The organism is Sphingopyxis sp. LC363, assembly GCF_000756385.1.
Lineage (GTDB): Bacteria > Pseudomonadota > Alphaproteobacteria > Sphingomonadales > Sphingomonadaceae > Sphingopyxis.
Map to the genome: position 1 here is coordinate 1 of NZ_JNFC01000032.1, position 15,927 is coordinate 15,927.

Annotated in this window: 15 protein-coding genes and 1 pseudogene; 9 read left to right on the forward strand and 7 right to left on the reverse strand. The window is 66.7% G+C overall.

Annotated elements, in window-relative coordinates; translation table 11 throughout:
* Window positions 1-27: 27 nt before the first annotated feature.
* Window positions 28-291, forward strand: coding sequence for an ATP synthase F1 subunit epsilon (locus tag FG95_RS12555; RefSeq protein ID WP_037556318.1), 264 nt, complete (start codon window positions 28-30; stop codon window positions 289-291).
* A 411-nt stretch (window positions 292-702) separates the two neighbouring features.
* Window positions 703-2,199 carry a CpaF family protein gene (locus FG95_RS12560; RefSeq protein ID WP_037556340.1) on the forward strand — a complete coding sequence of 499 codons (1,497 nt, stop codon included), beginning with the start codon at window positions 703-705 and terminating at the stop codon, window positions 2,197-2,199.
* A 177-nt stretch (window positions 2,200-2,376) separates the two neighbouring features.
* Here FG95_RS12560 and FG95_RS20555 read toward each other — a convergent pair whose 3' ends face one another.
* The gene (locus FG95_RS20555) at window positions 2,377-2,562 is read right to left on the reverse strand and encodes a hypothetical protein (RefSeq protein WP_136176070.1); all 186 of its coding nucleotides are present in this window, start codon (window positions 2,560-2,562) and stop codon (window positions 2,377-2,379) included.
* A 78-nt stretch (window positions 2,563-2,640) separates the two neighbouring features.
* Here FG95_RS20555 and FG95_RS12565 point away from each other — a divergent pair, with 78 nt between their 5' ends.
* Both FG95_RS12565 and aat read left to right on the forward strand, forming a co-directional pair.
* The gene (locus FG95_RS12565; protein ID WP_037556320.1) at window positions 2,641-3,471 is read left to right on the forward strand and encodes a class I SAM-dependent methyltransferase; all 831 of its coding nucleotides are present in this window, start codon (window positions 2,641-2,643) and stop codon (window positions 3,469-3,471) included.
* 258 nt (window positions 3,472-3,729) lie between these two features.
* Entirely contained in the window at window positions 3,730-4,512 is a 783-nt protein-coding gene (aat, locus tag FG95_RS12570; protein WP_037556342.1) for a leucyl/phenylalanyl-tRNA--protein transferase, read from the forward strand.
* 35 nt (window positions 4,513-4,547) lie between these two features.
* On the opposite strand, the pseudogene FG95_RS20260 reads toward aat, so the two are convergent.
* The 4 genes and pseudogenes from FG95_RS20260 to FG95_RS12590 all read right to left on the reverse strand — a co-directional run.
* Window positions 4,548-4,784 (reverse strand): annotated as a pseudogene (locus FG95_RS20260) (DUF2155 domain-containing protein); the annotation flags it as partial.
* Between the two features lie 174 nt (window positions 4,785-4,958).
* The gene (locus tag FG95_RS12580; protein WP_037556321.1) at window positions 4,959-5,345 is read right to left on the reverse strand and encodes an NADH:ubiquinone oxidoreductase subunit NDUFA12; all 387 of its coding nucleotides are present in this window, start codon (window positions 5,343-5,345) and stop codon (window positions 4,959-4,961) included.
* Window positions 5,346-5,406: 61 nt separating this feature from the next.
* Window positions 5,407-5,868, reverse strand: coding sequence for a DUF192 domain-containing protein (locus FG95_RS12585; protein WP_081933142.1), 462 nt, complete (start codon window positions 5,866-5,868; stop codon window positions 5,407-5,409).
* 30 nt (window positions 5,869-5,898) lie between these two features.
* Entirely contained in the window at window positions 5,899-6,471 is a 573-nt protein-coding gene (locus FG95_RS12590) for a regulatory protein RecX (RefSeq protein WP_037556323.1), read from the reverse strand.
* A 180-nt stretch (window positions 6,472-6,651) separates the two neighbouring features.
* Here FG95_RS12590 and FG95_RS12595 point away from each other — a divergent pair, with 180 nt between their 5' ends.
* From FG95_RS12595 to FG95_RS12605, 3 genes are all read left to right on the forward strand, one after another.
* Window positions 6,652-8,403 (forward strand): fatty acyl-AMP ligase, encoded by a 1,752-nt coding sequence (locus tag FG95_RS12595; RefSeq protein WP_037556345.1) that lies wholly within the window; start codon window positions 6,652-6,654, stop codon window positions 8,401-8,403.
* A gap of 333 nt (window positions 8,404-8,736) precedes the next feature.
* On the forward strand, window positions 8,737-11,091 hold the full coding sequence (locus FG95_RS12600; RefSeq protein ID WP_037556324.1) for a putative bifunctional diguanylate cyclase/phosphodiesterase: 2,355 nt from the start codon (window positions 8,737-8,739) through the stop codon (window positions 11,089-11,091).
* A gap of 165 nt (window positions 11,092-11,256) precedes the next feature.
* Window positions 11,257-11,832 carry a CHAP domain-containing protein gene (locus FG95_RS12605; protein ID WP_037556346.1) on the forward strand — a complete coding sequence of 192 codons (576 nt, stop codon included), beginning with the start codon at window positions 11,257-11,259 and terminating at the stop codon, window positions 11,830-11,832.
* Between the two features lie 310 nt (window positions 11,833-12,142).
* Here the strand turns inward: FG95_RS12605 and FG95_RS12610 are convergent, their stop codons facing one another.
* Window positions 12,143-12,412 (reverse strand): DUF3297 family protein, encoded by a 270-nt coding sequence (locus tag FG95_RS12610; protein WP_037556326.1) that lies wholly within the window; start codon window positions 12,410-12,412, stop codon window positions 12,143-12,145.
* Window positions 12,413-12,815: 403 nt separating this feature from the next.
* Between FG95_RS12610 and FG95_RS12615 the strand changes: the two genes are divergently transcribed.
* Entirely contained in the window at window positions 12,816-13,748 is a 933-nt protein-coding gene (locus FG95_RS12615; RefSeq protein WP_037556327.1) for a hypothetical protein, read from the forward strand.
* 11 nt (window positions 13,749-13,759) lie between these two features.
* Window positions 13,760-15,394 (forward strand): ShlB/FhaC/HecB family hemolysin secretion/activation protein, encoded by a 1,635-nt coding sequence (locus FG95_RS12620; protein ID WP_037556328.1) that lies wholly within the window; start codon window positions 13,760-13,762, stop codon window positions 15,392-15,394.
* Here the strand turns inward: FG95_RS12620 and FG95_RS12625 are convergent.
* On the reverse strand, window positions 15,366-15,845 hold the full coding sequence (locus FG95_RS12625; RefSeq protein ID WP_081933138.1) for a hemerythrin domain-containing protein: 480 nt from the start codon (window positions 15,843-15,845) through the stop codon (window positions 15,366-15,368). The two genes, FG95_RS12620 and FG95_RS12625, sit on opposite strands and share 29 nt — an antisense overlap.
* Window positions 15,846-15,927: the final 82 nt, after the last annotated feature.

The following is a 15,927-nucleotide window of genomic DNA, read 5'->3' on the forward strand; positions in this document are numbered from 1 at the left end:
CCCCCCCCGCAGGGGGGGGGGGGGAGATTGAGGAGGGCCCTGAAGTTCGACCCCGTCACCCCCGCCCGCCTCGAGCGGACCGCCGACGTCCATATGGTCACCGTGCCGGGGGCCGAGGGCGATTTCTCGGTGCTCGAAGGCCACGCGCCCTTCATGGCGACACTGCGCAACGGCCCGCTGACCATCTATGCCACCGCGGGCGCGGAGCCCGAGGTGATCGAGGTCGAAGGCGGCTTCGCCGAGGTCAATGAAGTGGGCCTCACCGTGCTGGCCGAACATATCGCCGGCTGAACTCACGCCCCGCCGCACAAAAGGCCCGCTTCCGAAGGGAGGCGGGCCTTTTGCGTTTGGGAAGGATGTCGTGTTTTGGTCGGAAGTGGACATAAGGGGGAGACAGCCCCTCCCCTTCAGGGGAGGGGCAACGTAGACTTGGCAGCTCGCTGCCTAGTCGTAGTGGGGCGGGGTTTATCGGAGTTGCGCAAGTCCGAGGGAGCCCACCCCAACCCCTCCCCTGAAGGGGAGGGGCTTAAATTGCCGCAACGACAGCTCTCCACCCCAAAGCCGAAATAGGCGCGGCGCCGCATCTCCGCCCCGCCGCATTAGGACAATGTCAAAGTTTCCGATTTATTCACCGTGTCGGATGGGGGTTTCGCCGAATATGCGGCGCGCTCCACGACGGTTGATTTGAGGCAGGACAAAGACATGAGTGCATTCGGACGCCGCCCCGGAACCGCTGGCCGCCCCGCCTTTGGCGTGGCGAAGCCGATGCAGACTGGCCCCGGCGTGCCCGGCGGCGCGCAATTTCCCGCGATCGACACCGCGCCCGCCGAAGCCCCGCCGCCGATCCCGTCGAACCTGACGCCCGAAGAAGAGGCGATGGAGCGGCTGAACCAGCGGTCGACCGCCGAAATGGCCGAGCCCGAAAAGGTTCAAGGGTTCGAGGCGAGCGTCCACAAGATCAAGGAACAGGTGCTGCCGCGCCTGCTCGAACGCGTCGACCCCGAAGCCGCGGCGACGCTGAGCAAGGACGAGCTGACCGAGGAATTCCGCCCGATCATCCTTGAGGTGCTCGCCGAGCTGCGAATCACGCTCAATCGCCGCGAACAGTTCGCGCTCGAAAAGGTGCTCGTCGACGAGCTGCTCGGCTTCGGCCCGCTCGAGGAATTGCTCGCCGACCCCGACATCAGCGACATCATGGTCAACGGTCCGTACCAGACCTATGTCGAGCGCAAGGGTCAGTTGGTCATCGCGCCGATCCAGTTCCGCGACGAACAGCATCTGTTCCAGATCGCGCAGCGCATCTGCAACATGGTCGGCCGCCGCGTCGACCAGACCACCCCGCTCGCCGACGCCCGCCTCAAGGACGGCAGCCGCGTCAACGTGATCGTCCCGCCGCTGAGCCTCCGCGGTACCGCGATCTCGATCCGTAAATTCTCGGCCAAGCCGATCACGCTCGACATGCTCTGCCAATGGGGCGCGATGAGCCAGAAGATGTGCACCGCGCTCAAGATCGCGGGCGCCAGCCGCTTCAACATCGTCATCTCGGGCGGTACGGGCTCGGGTAAGACGACGATGCTCAACGCGCTGTCGAAGATGATCGACCCCGGCGAGCGCGTGCTGACGATCGAGGACGCCGCCGAACTTCGCCTGCAGCAGCCGCACTGGCTGCCGCTCGAAACGCGCCCCGCGAACCTCGAGGGCAATGGCGCGATCCACATGGGCGACCTCGTCAAGAACGCGCTGCGTATGCGCCCCGACCGCATCATCATGGGCGAGGTTCGCGGCGCCGAATGTTTCGACCTTCTCGCTGCGATGAACACGGGTCACGATGGCTCGATGTGTACGCTCCACTCGAACAGCCCGCGCGAATGCCTCGGCCGCATGGAAAATATGGTGCTGATGGGCGACATCAAGATTCCGAAGGAAGCGATCTCGAAACAGATCGCCGATTCGGTCGACCTGATCGTCCAGATCAAGCGCCTGCGCGATGGTTCGCGCCGCGTCACCAACGTCACCGAGGTCATCGGCATGGAAGGCGACGTCATCGTCACGCAGGAACTGTTCAAGTTCGAATATCTCGACGAGGACAAGGACGGCAAGATCGTCGGCGAATATCGCGCGATGGGCCTGCGCCCCTATACGCTGGAAAAGGCGCGCCAGTACGGCTTCGATCAGCCTTATCTCGAGGCGTGCCTGTAACCTCCAACCCTCTCCCCTTGGGGGAGAGGGATGCGAAGACTTGGCAGTTTGCTGCCTAGTCGAAGCTGGGTGAGGGGTTGAGCGTAGCGCGCGAAAGCGGCGTTTGAGGCCCTCATCCAACTCCGCCTAGTCGCTTCGCGATAAGGCTCCATATCCTTCTCCCGATGGGAGAAGAAATCACGGCTTGAGCGCAAACGCCGTCGCGAACAGCGCCACCGCCGCCGCCGCCAGCGCGATCCCGCGCCAGGGCATGAAGCCGACCTCTTCGACGTCGCGCCGGTTGTTGCGGCGCCAGTTGGCGATCTCGGCAACGCCGAACAGCACCGCGGCCGCAATCGCCACCGACAGCATCGACACTTGCATTGCCGCGCATCCCTTCGCAAACAGGGGCAATCCCAGTCTCCGCAAGGAGACGAAATCCCCCTGGAGAGAGGTGCCCATATGCGTGTCCTGTCGTTGCTTGCAAGTGCCGCCGCCCTGATCGCCGCCCCCGCCGCAGCGATGCAGCATGACGGCCACGCCGGTCATGCGACCGCCGCGAAGGGCGATGCGATCGCCGCCGCGGTCGCCGCGCCCACCCGCACCCCCGCGAACGTCGCGCGCGACCCCTATCGCCATCCCGCCGAAACGCTCGCCTTCTTCGGCGTGAAGCCCGGCGACACGGTGGTCGAGCTGTGGCCCGGCGGCGGCTGGTACACCGAAATCCTCGCCCCGCTGACCAAGGCCGGCGGCGGCACGCTTTATGTCGCGGCGCCGTGGGAACGCGGCCTCAATCGCGTCAAGACCAAGCAGGCTGAAAATGCCGATGTCTATGGCGCGATGAAGCTTGCCGAATTCCCCCATGCCGGCACCAACCCGAAAGTCCCCGACGGCAGCGCCGACGTCGTGCTGACCTTCCGCAACGTCCACAACTGGCGTTTCGACGGCGCCGACAACACCGCGAACGCGTTCAAGCAGATCTTCGCGATGCTCAAACCCGGCGGCACGCTTGGCGTCGTCGAGCACCGGCTGAACGAAAGCGACGACAGCGCGAAGGAGGAAAAGTCGGGCTATATGAAGAAAAGCTCGATCGTCGCCTTTGCCGAGGCTGCGGGCTTCAAGCTCGCCGGCGAAAGCGAGATCAACGCCAACCCGAAAGACACCAAGGATTATCCCAAGGGCGTCTGGACGCTGCCGCCGAACCTGACCGAGGGCGAGACCGACCGCGCCAAATATGTCGCGATCGGCGAATCGGACCGCATGACGCTCAAATTCGTGAAGCCCGCAAGCTAACGGGTCACAGTCCGCTCTTCACGCGGCTGAGGTTTGAAGCGATTTTGTTCAGGGCAAGGAAGCGAGACGCAGGCATATGTCGATATTCCAAGACTCGCTGACGCAGCCATGGACAAAATCGGTCAAATCCCGAAGGGACGTCAAAATGGCTTCGATCTCGAGCGGAAATGCCCTTGGAAACAGAACCACTGTTCCCGGCGGGCATTTCCGCCCGATATCTTCGCCATTTTGACGCCTCAGCCGCGTGAAGAGCGGACTGTGACCCGCCATTTCGAATCCATCGACCCGGCGCTGCTTTTGAGCGCCTATGCGCAGGGCATTTTCCCGATGGCCGACGGGGCGGACGACCCGTCGGTCCATTGGGTCGAACCGCGGCTGCGCGCGATTCTCCCGCTCGATGGCTTCCACCTGTCGCACAGCCTGAAAAAAGTCATCGTGTCGGATCGTTTTCGTGTCACCACCGACACCGCCTTCGCCGATATGGTCGCGCTGTGCGCCGAGCCCGCCGACGACCGGCCGACGACATGGATCAACCCGGTGATCAAGGCTAGCTACGACCGGCTGTTCCAGCTCGGCCACGCGCACAGCGTCGAATGCTGGCAGAACGGCGAGCTCGTCGGCGGCCTCTATGGCGTAACGCTCGGCCGCGCCTTTTTCGGCGAATCGATGGTCAGCCGCGTGCGCGACGCGTCGAAGGTCGCGCTCGCGCATCTCGTCGCGCGGCTGATCGCCGGCGGCTGGAAATTGCTCGACTGCCAGTTCCTCACCCCGCACCTCGCGAGCCTCGGCGCGATCGAGATCCGCCAGGCCGACTATCTTGCGCGGCTCTATTCGGTGTTGGCGGGGGGCGAAGGCGCCGCGACCTTGGGCGGCGCGACCGGAGCGGGCGTCGCGGGCGCGGAAGGTGCCGCCGGGGTCGCGGTGCCCTCGCCGCCGTTCGTCGCGGGCGATTGGGGCGCGCTCGATGCCTTGGGCGCCGAGCGATCGACGGGCTCGCCGCCCGGATATGTCATCGCGCAGCTTTTGACGAAGACGTCATAGATCGGATGCTCGATCACGTTGCGGTCGGGCCGCTCGCGGAAAATCCAGCCCGAAAAGACGCGGCGCCATTTGTCGTCGCGCTGGTCCTGCACGGTCAGCTGGACGAAAGCCCCCGTTTCGGGCGGATCCTCCCACGGCGCGGTCATCTCGCACGCGCGCATCCGCACGATCGCGCGGCCGACGCGCACCGATTCGCCGGGCTTCATCTCGAGTTCGCGAACCAGCCCGTTGCGCTTGTTGAGCAGGCCGACCACGGCGACGCGTTCGGCCATCGGGGTCGCGCCCTCGATGCCGCCGACTTCCTGCGGCACGCGTTCGGATTTTGCGGTGGTCGATACGGTCGCGTTGCCGCCCGTCTTCGACGGCGTCCGGTCGCATGCCGTCAGCGTGGTCGCGGCGACAAGCGTCAGGAGCGCGATACGGAGGGGTTGCGGCCGCACTGAAGCTCAGTCGGCGCCGGGCCGCCAGGCCTCATAGTCGCCGGTCGCGGCGGCGCGGCGGCCGCCGCGTTCGAGCGCGCCGGCGGGACGATAGGCGCCGGTGCTGCCAGTCAGGTTCGCGCTCGGCTCCTTCTCCCACGCGCGCGGCGCGGGCAGGGCGTCGGTCGGCAATTCGTCGAAGGTGCCGTGCAGCCAGCCGTGCCATTCGGGCGGCACGCGGCTCGCATCGTTCGAACCCTTATAAATCACCCAGCGGCGGCCGCCCTTCTTGGCGCGGAAATAGCGGTTGCCGAGGCTGTCCTCGCCGACCTTCTCGCCCGTGCTCCAGCTGTTCAGCAGCGTGCCGACGGTCGCGCCGTCCCACCAGGTGAAAATCTTGCCCAAAATGCTCATGGCTGCGGCGTTTACAGCCAAGCATGCGCGGTCCGCAAGCCGCAAACCACGCGCCGCACCGCTATTTCGTGTCTTTCCATGTCACCTTGGCGGTCTCGTCGATCCCGAGCTTCGCGGCGGTGCCGCCCGCGAGTTCGAGCACCGCCGAAACCTCACCGCCGCTGACCACGGGTTCGAGCGATTCGGGGATGGTGTTTTCGGCGATCCGGTCGATGCTGCCGTCGGCGCGGATGAAGATCATATCGAGCGGGATCGGCGTGTTCTTCATCCAGAACGTGCCGATTCGCGGTTTTGCGAATGGAAAGAGCATGCCGCCATTGTCGGGCAGGCTGGTGCGGAACATCAGCCCGCGATCCTGCTCGGCGTCGGTGCGCGCGACCTCGACGTCGAACCGGTGCGCCTTGCCCGCCATCGCGATCGTCACGGGGATCGTCGCGGCGCGCTCCGCCTCGCTGGCATCGCGGCTGCACGCCGCCATCGGCAGCGCGAACGACAGGGCAAGGGCGGTCAATATGGCACGCATCGGCAGTTCCTTCATCGGGGGTGTCCCGGCCTAATCGAGCCCCGCTTCGTCGTCCAGCGCCGCCAGCGCGGCGTCGTCCCCCGGCGGGACGGCGAGGATACGGCGCGCGATCGTCATGCTGTGCCCCGCGCGCAAAAAGGCGGCGAGCTGCCGCTCGCGCTGCTTGGGATCGCCCGTTTCGCGCACGGTAAAGGGTCCGAACCGCCGCCGCCGCGCGAAACCGACCGCCGCCGCGACCGCGGCATTCTCCGCCGCCGCGATCGCTTCGCCGCTGTCGTCCTCGGCGATGCCATCGACGTAAAGCTGCGCCTTGACGCGCCGCACACCCAGCCCGCGCCGCGTCATCGCACCGGCGCGCATCGCGGCATATTGGCGGTCGTCGAGATAGCGAAGGCGCTCCATCCGGTCGGCGATCGCCTCGCACGCCGCCATGGCGTCACTTTCGTCCATCCATTCGGATTCGCGGACTTTTCGGGACAGATAGCGCGTCAACTTGGCGCGGCTCGTCGCGAATCGCGCGACATAGGCAAGCGCCAGTTCGTCGAGTTTTGCCGCGCCGAGGGGCCTTTTCGATCGGTCGGAGGAAGCGCGGCGTTTGGCCATATGCCATGTTTGTGCCACAGTCGGGCCCGATTGAGAACGATCAACACCGCCATATCGGGTGCTAAAGCCCGGAAATGGGCGATTTGTTCAAACAACACAGGGTTCGCGCACCGACACATGGCACAGAAAGATGACATGCTTGTTGCCGCGCGGCCCGTATCGCGGGATGTCGCAGCCCCTATGACCGATACCGACATGATTTCGGCCGATGCGCTCGTGCCGACGCCGACCGAATGTGCGCAGCCGCGCCGTTTTTCCGACTTCGCCACCGTGGGCGATGCGCTCGACTATGCCGCCGCGGGTTCGCGCGGGCTCAATTTCCACGATCCGCGCGGCAAGCTGGTGCGCCCCTATCCCTATAGCGAGCTCAAGGCCGACGCGCTGGCCGCCGCTTACCGGCTGATCGCCGCGGGCGTGCAGCCGGGCGACCGCATCGCGCTGATCGCCGAAACCGGCGCCGAATTCGCCGCGCTTTTCTTCGGCACCATCTATGCCGGCGCCTGGCCGGTTCCGCTGCCGCTGCCGACGAGCTTCGGCGGGCGCGATAGCTATGTCGGCCAGCTCGTCGTCCAGCTTACGAGCTGCGATCCCAAAATGCTGTTTTTCCCGCCCGAAATCGCCGCGATGGCGATCGAGGCGGCCGAGCAGCGCAAGGTGCAGCCGATCGACTGGAGCGAGTTCGAAAAACGCGCCGCCCCCGTCGCGGCGCTGCCTGAACAAAAGACCGACGAGACCTGCTATCTCCAGTATAGCAGCGGCTCGACGCGTTTCCCCCACGGCGTTGCGGTGACGCACGGCGCGCTGCTCAACAATCTGTCGGCGCATTCGCACGGCATGGAATTGCAGGACAGCGACCGCTGCATTTCGTGGCTGCCCTGGTATCACGACATGGGCCTCGTCGGCTGCCTGCTCTCGCCCGTCGCCAACCAGGTGTCGGTCGATTATCTGAAGACCGAGGATTTCGCGCGCCGCCCGCTCGCCTGGCTCGACCTGATCAGCCGCAACCAGGGCACGACGCTCAGCTATTCGCCGACCTTCGGCTATGACATTTGCGCGCGCCGCATCTCGAGCCAGAGCCATGTCGCCGACCGTTTCGACCTGTCGCGCTGGCGCGTCGCGGGCAACGGCGCCGACATGATCCGCCCCGACGTGATGCAGAGCTTCGTCGACGCCTTTGCCGACGCGGGTTTCAAGGCGAGCGCCTTCCTGCCGAGCTATGGCCTTGCCGAAGCGACGCTCGCGGTGAGCATCATGCCGCCGGGCGAGGGCATCGTCGTCGAGCTGGTCGAGGAAACCGAATTGTCGGGCGCCGCGAACGACAGCGGCCGTCCGACGCGCTACCGCGCGATCGTCAACTGCGGCAAGGCGGTCAAGGACATGACCATCGAAGTCCGCGACGAGGCGGGCAATCCGCTCGCCGACCAGACCGTCGGCAAGGTGTGGTGCACCGGCCCGTCGCTGATGACCGGCTATTACCGCGACCCCGAATCGACCGCCGCCTGCATGACGGACGGCTGGCTCGATACCGGCGATATGGGTTATATGTCGGACGGTTACATCTATATCGTCGGCCGCGCCAAGGACATGATCATCATCAACGGCAAGAATCACTGGCCGCAGGATATCGAATGGGCGGTCGAACAGCTGCCGGGCTTCAAGTCGGGCGACATCGCGGCCTTTGCGATCACCACGCCGGGGGGCGAGGAAACCCCCGCCGTGCTCGTCCAGTGCCGCACCAGCGACGAAGCCGAACGCCTTGCGCTGCGCGAGACGATCCGCGACCGCGTCCGCGCGATTACCGGCATGAACTGCCTGATCGAGTTGATCCCGCCGCGCACCCTGCCGCGCACGAGCTCAGGCAAATTGAGCCGCTCGAAGGCGCGCGCGCAATATCTCGCCGGCGAAATCCAGCCCTTCGCGATGGCGGCGTAAGGCGGTAGTCGACATAAATTCCTCCCTGTCGCGCAGCGATGGGGAGGTGGCAGCGCCCTTCGACTGCCTTGCAGGCGCTCAGGATAAACTGCGCCTTCGGCGCAGCGCTGACGGAGGGGCTATGGCGCAGCGTAGCTGCCCCTCCACCACTCGCTTTCAGCGAGCGGTCCCCCTCCTCACGGCTTCGCCGCAGGGAGGATAGCAACGTCCGCTCCCCACCCCAAAACGACACCCGCAGCCGCCGCCTGTCCTGTCCCCGCCCGGCACGGAAATTCGTCCCCGAACAGCGCGATGGTTACCTTCGGGTAACCCCCGCGCGCTAAACCGGCCGACGTGAAAAGCCTGCTGACCGACCCTATTGCTGCCGAAGAGATACCTGTGCGGGCCCTGTTGGGGCTGGGGCCGCGAAATCAGGACGTCGGCAACCTCCGCCAGCTCCAGCTCGCGCCGCTCCGCGGCCGCGGCTCGCTGCGCCTGTTGATGGGCATCGGCATGGCGTTCGTCGCCGCCTTCACAATGGTTCACAGCGTGCCGCTGCCCGTCGCGGGCGGCTGGCTGGTCTGCGCGCTCGTCTTCGCACTCTGGTCGTACAGCAGGTTCAACGGTTTGCCGCTTGGCGACCCCAAATCGTCGGGAATCGCCGAATATCGGCTGTGCAATCGCCACGCGCTCTGTTCGGCGCTGCTCTGGGGCGCGCCTTTCTGGTTGCAGGGGCTTGCTCCGACGCTCGATCATGTCCTGTCGATGTGGATGATCGCGGTCCTGATGATGGTCACCCTGTCGATCGTCGCGCACAGCGTCCCGCTCGCCTGCATGCTGTTCATCGCCCCCGTCTCACTGTCGGCCGCAGCGGCGTTGACCCGTGCCGGCGCGCCCCAACTCGCGGGCGTGGCGCTCGTCGCGGGCTTTCTGCTCTGCGCTTTCTGCGTCCGCTTCGCGCAGGGCCACGTCCGCTTCCGCCGCGCCGAAGAGACGCTGCGCGAAAAGACCGAGACGGTCAGCCTCTTGCTGCGCGAGTTCGAGGAAACCTCGGCCGACTGGCTGTGGCAGACCGACAACAGCCGCCGCCTGATCCACGTCTCGCCGCGCCTCGCCTATGCGCTCGGCGGCACCGCCGAGGGGCTCGAGGGCGTGCCGCTGCTGCAGGCGCTTTCGGGGGATGCGTGGGAAACCGGCCTCTTTCCCAAGAGCCTGCACGACATGGCCGAACGGATGAAGCGGCGCGAGAGCTTCTCGAACCTGATCGTTCCGGTGACGATCGGCGGCGCGCCGCGCTGGTGGGAACTCTCCGCTTCGCCGCGCCTCGACGAAGCGGGCAAGTTCCTGGGTTTCCGCGGCGTCGGTTCGGACGTCACCGAAAAGCGCGCGACCGCCGAACAGATCGCCAAGATGGCGCGCTTCGACAATCTGACCGGCCTGCCCAATCGCCTCAGCCTCAACGAGGATCTGGCGCGCGCGCTGGCGCAGGCGGTCGAAGCCAAGTCGCGCTGCGCGCTGCTGATGATCGACCTCGACCGTTTCAAGGCGGTCAACGATACGCTGGGTCACCCCGTCGGCGACAAATTGCTCGCGCAGGTCGCGGCGCGGCTCAAGGGGCTGATGGAGCGCGGGATGACGTGCGGCCGCCTCGGCGGCGACGAATTTGCCGTGGTGCTCCACAATGTGCCCTCGCCCGACGCCGCCGAGGAGCTGGCGCAGCGGATCATCGCCGCGATCAGCCGCCCCTATGTGGTCGACAACCACCAGCTTTTCGTCGGCGCGAGCGTCGGCTTCGCGATCGGCCCGACCGACGGCGCGACGGTCGAGACGCTGACGCGCAACGCCGACCTTGCGCTCTACAAATCGAAGGACAAGGGCGGCAATATCGTCGCCGCCTATGTCGCCTCGTTGCACGCACAGGCCGAGGAGCGGCGGGTGATGGAGCAGGAACTGCGCGGCGCGCTCGAACGCGGCGAGTTCGAACTTTATTACCAGCCGGTGGTGACCGCCGCCGACGGCACATTGAACGGCTTCGAGGCGCTGATCCGGTGGAACAACAAGAAGCTCGGCAATGTGTCGCCGGGCCGCTTCATCCCGCTCGCCGAGGATGCGCGCCTGATCTCGCCGATCGGCGAATGGGTGCTGCGCACCGCATGTCACGAAGCGATGAAATGGCCGTCGAACCTGAAGGTTGCGATCAACGTCTCGGCCGACCAGCTCACCGACCCCAGCTTCGCCTCGGTCGTCGTCTCGGCGCTCGCGCAGAGCGGGCTTCCGCCGCAAAGGCTCGAGATAGAGGTCACCGAGAGCGTCTTCCTGCGCGACGGCGGCGGCGCGGCGCAATTGCTCGACCAGCTGATCGCGCTCGGGATCCGCCTGTCGCTCGACGACTTCGGCACCGGCTATTCGTCGCTCGGTTATCTTCGGAAAACGCAATTCTCGACGATCAAGGTCGACCGCAGCTTCGTCGTCGGCGCGGCGAAGGGCAGCATCGAATCGATCGCGATCATCCGCGCCGTCGTCGCGCTCGCCGACAGCCTCGGCATGTCGACGACCGCCGAGGGCGCCGAAACCGAGCTCGAGGTCGAAACGCTGCGCAGCTTCGGCTGCAGCAATATCCAGGGCTATTATTACGGGCGTCCGATGCCCGCGAGCGACGTGCTGACCCTGTTCCGCCGCCCCGGCGACGTCGCGACCGCCGCGGCATGACGGCGGCCAGCCGAACGGCCTGCACGACGAATTGAACGGCTTAACAAAAGGTTCCCCCGTCCACCGCATCCCCCGCGCGATTCGTCGCTAGACGGGTGGTGGATGCCGCGCGGCGTGGCAAAGACGCTCCAACGCTTGAAGACAAGCATCGGGGGGTCGCGTTCCATGCTCCATCGTCGTTACCTGGCAGCCGCCATCGCGTCCGTGATGACCGTCACGGGGCTTTTCGCGAGCGTTCCCGCCGCGGCGAAATCCTATCTGCAATGCGTCCCCTTCGCCCGCGCCGAATCGGGTGTCGAAATCCGCGGCAATGCCAAGACCTGGTGGTCGCAGGCCGCCGGCACCTATGCGCGCGGCGACGAGCCGCGCAAGGGCGCGGTCATGGCCTTCGCCGGCACGCGCGGCATGCCGATGGGCCATGTCGCGGTGGTCAAGAAGATCGTCAGCGACCGCGAAATCCTGATCGACCATGCCAATTGGTCGCCGATCAACGGCCGCCGCGGCCAGATCGAGCGGGGCGTCCGCGTCGTCGACGTCAGCGACGCCGGCGACTGGAGCATGGTCCGCGTCTGGTACGCTCCGATCGGCGACCTCGGCCTGCGCGCCAACCCGGTGCAGGGCTTTATCTACGCCGACGGTGCGCCCGAAGAAGCGCCCAGCTTCAAGGCGCCCGTCTGGACGCAAAACGACTGGAAACCCGGCAACGGCCTCGAAGTCGTTGCCGCCTCGCTCGGCAACTGAGCCTTCCCCCCCCCACCCTCGGGCTCGGCGAGCGATGAAGCCACTCGGGGCGGTCCGCCGCTCCGGGTGGTTTCTCCTTTGGGGGCAAGGCGCGAACCCGAATCATCCGCATCCCCGAGCTCTTCGACTGCCCTGGCGGGCGCTCAGGATAAACTTCGGCCTTTGGCCGAAGACGAGGGGCTTTGCCGAGCAACGCCGCTGCCTCGACGTCGCTCGGCAGAGCCCCTCGTCTTCCGCCCGGTGATGCGGATCAGATTAGGGTCCCGACCTTAATAGCTGCCTCTCCAAACCTGGAGTTCGGTCCGCAGGATCACGCGCCGTCGGTCGCATCGCCTTCGCCGGCGATATCCTCGAACCAGGCTTCGACCGGGCCCGACAGCTTGATCGTCATCGGCTGACCGAACCGGTCTTTCGACTTGCCCGCGGCGATGCGGATCCAGCCCTCGGAAATCGAATATTCCTCGACGTCGGTGCGCTCGACGCCCTTGAAGCGGATGCCGATGCCGCGCTGCAGCACTTCCATGTCGAAATGCGGCGAACGGGGGTTGGTCGACATGCGGTCGGGCGGTGTATCGGTCATTTGGCTGTTTCCCAAGAAATGATGGCGCGGCCCTAGCGGGACCGCGCCGTCATCGTCAATGGAGAGGTGGTCCCGCAAGTCCGCCTCGATCGTTCGGAACCGCTGCGGCGCACCGGCGCGCGGACCCCGCTGAAGCGCGGAACTTTATAACTCAAATAAATTTAATAAATTCTGTCCCGTATTGGATCTATTTTTGCGAGTACAGACGGGCTTGGTAGAACTGTCAGCAAGAAAATTGATAGCTAACTTTCCTGCCAATGGCGAATGAATTTTCCGCCAAACTCCTAATTTATTAGTTAATGCAGGTAATTTTACCCAAGTAATTCGAACAAGGAGCGGAACCTTGTCGATATTTCGAGAATATCGCGATCAGGGACCAGATTATGTACGAAGGGGATATCTCATGTCTTTGTCCTGTCTTGAATTCCGCCCGGCCCACCTCATTCTCATCCCGGCGTGCCTCGCGCTCGCGGCGTGCGAATCGTCCGGCAGCTATCGCGTCGGCAGCGTCGGCGCGACCGGGCCCACCGGCGCTACGGGCCCCGCCGGACCCACTGGCGCGACCGGCCCCGCGGGCCCCGCCGGTCCGGCCGGCCCCGCCGGCAGTGGCCTCGGCCTCGGCGATGCCGGCGCGCTCGCGGTCGGCGGTCTCGTCGGCCCCGGCGGCGTCGCGGGCACCGGCCTGCTCGCGAACACCGGCGATCCCGCCAGCGTCAATCCGGTGATCGGCGGCGTGCTCGTCAAGTCGGGCGGCCTCGTCAACGTCATCGCCGACAAGGGCCTGCTGCTCGCGAGCGCGGTCGACAGCAAGCTGCCCGGCGACACCGAGCTCGTCGGCACCGTTGTCGGCGTCGTCAAAAGCACCGGCGTCGCGCTCGTCCAGACGGGCAATGGCCAGCAATATCTGGTCGACGGCCTGACCGCCGCGCCCGGACAGCTGGTCACCGCGACGATCGGCCAGGCGACGGCGCTCGGCAGCCCCGGTGCGTCGCCGTTGATCGGCGCGAGCATCCTGTCGCCCGGACAGCAGAACGGCAGCCTGCTCACCGTCGGCGTCGGGTCGGGCGGCCAGCTCGTCACGCTCCAGCCCGGCACGGGCGGCAATCTGCTCGGCGGCGCGGCCGGCGGGCTGACCGGCGGCGGCACCGCCGGCACACCGGTCACGCTCGTCAGCAATGTCGTCACGACGGCAACCGGCGCGCTGTCGCAGGTGACCAGTGGCGCGACGGGGGGAGCCGCCGATGGCGACGGCAACGCCGTGACCGGCCTCGTCACCGGGGTCACCGATACCGTCGGGGGTGTCCTCGGCGGCCTGAAGCCGAAGGGCGGCAACTGAGGCCGCACCCGATGCGCCGACTGCGCTTCGCCTGTGCCGCGGCGGTGGCGGGAGCTTCGCTCCTCCCCGCCGCGGCGCTCGCGGCCCAACCGGCGGCGACGCCGCTCGACGGCCGCCCGCCCCTTGCCCCCGACCGCACCCGCGACCCGTTGCCCGATCCGGAGGCGAAGCCGCTCTCGCTCGGCAAGGTCGAACTCGGCGCGCGGCCCGATGTCACCATCCGCGAAATCCGATTCGTCGGCGCGGGCGTGCCCGCCAATGTCGGCCGCGCGGCGCAGCGCTTCGTCGGCAAGCCCGCTTCGGCCGACAATCTCGCGAAGCTCGCCGCCGCGATGACGCGCGCCTACAACCGCTCGAGCGTGGCGCTTTTCACGCTCGTCATTCCCGAACAGGATTTGTCGGAGGGCGTCGTCACCGTCGCGTCGGCGGAAGGTTATGTCGGATCGGTGACGCTGAGCGGCGAGCGCGAGAGCGGCCCCGCGCCGCTCGTCGCGAAGATGGCGGGTGGCCTCGTCGGCCGGCGCCCGTTGCCGCGCGCGCGTTTCGAACGCGCACTCGGCAATATCGCCGACATTCCGGGTGTGACGGTGACGCCGACGCTCGCGCTCGGCAGCGAGCAGGGCGCGGTCGCGCTCGACCTCGCGCTCGATGCCAAAAAGCCGACGCTCGGGCTCGGCTTCACGACGCGCACCAGCCGTTTCGTCGATGACGGCATCGTCGAGGCGAACGCGCGCGGCTCCAGCCTGCTCCGCAGCGGCGACGAGACGCGGCTGACCGGCGCCGCCGCGATCAACTTCAAATCTTTGCTCTATCTCGCCGCGAGCCATTCGACGCCGATTGGCGCCGGCGGCACGCGCGCCGAACTGTCGGGCGCGGCGCTGCGCACGCGCCCCAAGGGCCTGGCGATCGACGGCGAGGCGTGGAGCGCGGGCTTCGCGATCACCCATCCGCTGATCCGCGCGACGCGGCGCAATCTGATCGCATCGGCGCGGATCGACTATCTCGATTCGAAGAACGCGCTCTTCGGCTCGACGATCGCCGCCGAAAAGACGTGGACCGCCAGCGGCAGCCTCGCCTTTCGTTTGAGCGAAGACCGCACCGTCCTCGGCGCGCGCGTCGGCGGCGCCAAGGGGCTCGACTTCGCCGGCGCGCGCGTCGATCCCGGGGTCGGCGAGGTCGGCTTCGCTTACGCCGACGCCAGCATCGAGGCGAATCAGGCGGTCGGCAAGGCCTTCGTCGTCCGCGCCGCCGCGACCGGCCGCTGGACACGCGACCGCCTGCCCGCCGCGCAGCGGTTCAGCGTCGGCGGCGCGACCTTCGGCCGGGCGTTCGAGGATGGGCTGGTCAATGGCGATCGCGGCTATGCGGCGTTCGGCGAACTCGCGCTCCGCCCCTTGCGCAGCGGCGGTTTTTCGAAGAGCGAACTCTATGGCTTCGTCGACTATGCCGACGTGACCCTGCTCGATCGCGCCGCGATCCCGCGCACCGGTTTCACCCTCGGCAGCTGGGGCGGCGGCGTGCGCCTCTCCTATGCCGAAAACGCCACCATCGGCGTCGAAGTCGCCGACGCGTGGAACCAGCCGGTCCCCGGCTATGATCAGGACTGGCGCGTCGCGCTCAGCTGGAAATTGTCGATCCGTCCATGACCGGCGGGCCGAGCACGGCGGCTGATGCGTACAGCGTGTCGGCGAGCGGATAGAGTTCGCGTTCCTCGCGCTCGATGCGCATCGCGAGCAGGTCGAAGACGATCTTCGTCTCGCGCCGGAAACCCGCCCAGTCGGCCGCGACACGGTCGCGCGTCCATTTCTCGTCATAGGCGGCGAAATCGGCCGCGAGGCTGCCCATTTCGATTTCGAATTCGCGCGTGATCCGCATCAGTTCGGCATCGCCCGTCGCCATCAGCCGCGGGTACAGGATCCAGTCTTCGCACTTCAGGTGCCGGACCAGCGCTTCGCGCAGCTGGCCCCGGGCGCTGGCCAGATCGTCCGGACCGGGAGGAGAGGGCGAGGCGGTCATGCCGAGGATGATCCGCGATAAGGTGACGAGCGCCGCATGTTCGGCGCGCAGTCGCTGCATCTCGCGGCTCAAGGGCATCATTGCTCCATCGATGCGAGCGGTCCCTCAAGCGCCATCATAGGCAATCCGCCATGAAAGAAAAGTGAATCGACAAAGGGGGGAG

Coding starts and splice junctions, on each gene's coding strand:
- FG95_RS12625 (WP_081933138.1), bottom strand. CDS start 15,845: ATGATGCCCTTGAGCCGCGAGATGCAGCGACTGCGCGCCGAACATGCG.
- FG95_RS12615 (WP_037556327.1), top strand. CDS start 12,816: ATGTCTTTGTCCTGTCTTGAATTCCGCCCGGCCCACCTCATTCTCATC.
- FG95_RS12590 (WP_037556323.1), bottom strand. CDS start 6,471: ATGGCCAAACGCCGCGCTTCCTCCGACCGATCGAAAAGGCCCCTCGGC.
- FG95_RS20555 (WP_136176070.1), bottom strand. CDS start 2,562: ATGCAAGTGTCGATGCTGTCGGTGGCGATTGCGGCCGCGGTGCTGTTC.
- FG95_RS12595 (WP_037556345.1), top strand. CDS start 6,652: ATGACCGATACCGACATGATTTCGGCCGATGCGCTCGTGCCGACGCCG.
- FG95_RS12565 (WP_037556320.1), top strand. CDS start 2,641: ATGCGTGTCCTGTCGTTGCTTGCAAGTGCCGCCGCCCTGATCGCCGCC.
- FG95_RS12610 (WP_037556326.1), bottom strand. CDS start 12,412: ATGACCGATACACCGCCCGACCGCATGTCGACCAACCCCCGTTCGCCG.
- FG95_RS12560 (WP_037556340.1), top strand. CDS start 703: ATGAGTGCATTCGGACGCCGCCCCGGAACCGCTGGCCGCCCCGCCTTT.
- FG95_RS12605 (WP_037556346.1), top strand. CDS start 11,257: ATGCTCCATCGTCGTTACCTGGCAGCCGCCATCGCGTCCGTGATGACC.
- FG95_RS12620 (WP_037556328.1), top strand. CDS start 13,760: ATGCGCCGACTGCGCTTCGCCTGTGCCGCGGCGGTGGCGGGAGCTTCG.
- FG95_RS12585 (WP_081933142.1), bottom strand. CDS start 5,868: ATGCGTGCCATATTGACCGCCCTTGCCCTGTCGTTCGCGCTGCCGATG.
- FG95_RS12580 (WP_037556321.1), bottom strand. CDS start 5,345: ATGAGCATTTTGGGCAAGATTTTCACCTGGTGGGACGGCGCGACCGTC.